This is a genomic window from Limosilactobacillus ingluviei DSM 15946 (assembly GCF_001435775.1).
Taxonomy (GTDB): Bacteria; Bacillota; Bacilli; order Lactobacillales; family Lactobacillaceae; genus Limosilactobacillus; species Limosilactobacillus ingluviei.
Genome location: NZ_AZFK01000046.1, coordinates 1 through 331, shown reverse-complemented (window position 1 = coordinate 331; position 331 = coordinate 1). Strand labels below are relative to the sequence as shown.

Annotated in this window: 1 protein-coding gene; it reads right to left on the bottom strand. The window is 40.5% G+C overall.

All coding sequences use genetic code 11. From position 1 onward, the window contains the following. Positions 1-331 (bottom strand): transposase (locus tag FC43_RS10820; protein ID WP_156648310.1); only part of this gene is annotated, 331 nt, incomplete at both ends.

Sequence of the window (331 nt, the reverse complement as noted above, 5' to 3'; positions counted from 1 at the left end):
ATCCACGATCCATTAATACAATTGTTGGCTGTTTCGCCGCATAGCGGCGAAGCATGGTTAGGGCTGCCTTGCGCTCTTGAAGAGCAGTTTTAGGTTGAAAAACAAGGTCGAGATAAGCATGGTTGAGAACATCGACAAGTGCATTGATATGAACTAAACATTGCTTTTTATGATTCGAATTATTAATAACATAGCGTGATTCGGAGTTGTAAGGCGTGCGAAAATCGGATCCATCAACAGCGAGGACACGATATTTATTAGCGAAAAGCAAGGGAAAAGTAGAGACTTGGTTAAAACAGCTGAAGATATGTTGGAAACAACTTACTGATAA